The sequence below is a fragment of the Acinetobacter sp. YH12021 genome, assembly GCF_013420145.1.
Taxonomy (GTDB): Bacteria; Pseudomonadota; Gammaproteobacteria; order Pseudomonadales; family Moraxellaceae; genus Acinetobacter; species Acinetobacter towneri.
The window spans coordinates 1-1,265 of record NZ_VOYT01000072.1 but is presented as its reverse complement, the minus strand read 5'-3'; the positions used below and the strand labels follow the sequence as shown (position 1 = coordinate 1,265).

1 protein-coding gene and 1 pseudogene are annotated in these 1,265 nt (G+C 59.1%); both read right to left on the bottom strand.

All coding sequences use genetic code 11. The features are described 5' to 3' along the window. Nucleotides 1-248: pseudogene (gene glmM, locus FTT91_RS14565) on the bottom strand (phosphoglucosamine mutase); the annotation flags it as partial. An 86-nt stretch (nucleotides 249-334) separates the two neighbouring features. Next, a complete protein-coding gene (gene sul2, locus FTT91_RS14560) occupies nucleotides 335-1,150 on the bottom strand; it encodes a sulfonamide-resistant dihydropteroate synthase Sul2 (RefSeq protein ID WP_001043260.1) in 816 nt (271 codons plus the stop codon). Nucleotides 1,151-1,265: the final 115 nt, after the last annotated feature.

The following is a 1,265-nucleotide window of genomic DNA, read 5'->3' as shown; positions in this document are numbered from 1 at the left end:
TACGTTGTCGGCAGCGGGCCAAAAAGGAATACGTCCATGCCCATCGAGGTGAAACCGGCTGTGAGCGCGGGTTCAAGCATATAGCCCGACAGGCGCGTATCCTTGCCGATCACGACACGATGGCGGTGGTCACCGCGACGAAAGACACGGCCAGCCGCCATGCCGACGCGCAAGGCGGTTTCCGCCGTCATCGCGCCTTCGTTGGCTTTGCCACGAATACCGTCTGTGCCGAAATATTTGCGCACCATAAGGTCGATTATCCTGTCGTCGGGTCGCCCTCAAAGGGGACATGCCTGCTGAACCGCGAATATAGAGAAATATCCCGAATGTGCAGTTAACGAATTCTTGCGGTTTCTTTCAGCGCCGCCAATACCGCCAGCCCGTCGCGCAAGGGGCGCGGCTCGTGTGTGCGGATGAAGTCAGCTCCACCTGCGGCGGCGGCAAGCTCTGCAGCGAGTGTCGCGGCCCCGACATCCCCCGGACCACGGCCTGTGAGCGCGCGCAGAAAGGATTTGCGCGAAACAGACAGAAGCACCGGCAAATCGAAGCGCAGCCGCAATTCATCGAACCGCGCCAGCACCGAGAGCGAGGTTTCGGGAGCAGCCCCCAGAAAAAACCCCATGCCGGGATCAAGGACAAGGCGGTTGCGTTTGATACCGGCACCCGTCAGCGCCGCGATGCGCGCGTCAAAGAACGCCGCAATGTGATCCATGATGTCGCCAGCGGGTGCCTCGCGCCGATCTGCCTGCCCGTCTTGCACCGAATGCATAACGACGAGTTTGGCAGATGATTTCGCCAATTGCGGATAGAACGCAGCGTCTGGAAAACCGCGAATATCATTGAGATAGGCCACACCACGCGACAAGGCATAGGCTTGCGTCGCGGGTTGATAACTGTCGAGCGAGACGGGAATGCCATCTGCCTTGAGCGCGTCCAGCACCGGCGCGATACGCGCGATTTCTGTGTCGGACGAAACAGGCGCGGCGTCGGGATTGCTGGATGCCGGACCGAGGTCGATCACATCTGCCCCCTCGGCCATCAGCTTACGCGCCTGCGCAATGGCTGCGTCTGGCGCCAGATACCGGCCTCCATCGGAGAAACTGTCCGAGGTTATGTTGACGATGCCGAAAATGATGAGCGATTTATTCATGGGGGCTTCTATAATAATAATAATCGAGCATGAGTCTCATACGGATGCTCGGGTCGAAAGGGAATCCCCAGGCGAGTAACCTGTTTGCGGTGATCCATTAGCTGCAGGAGCAGAA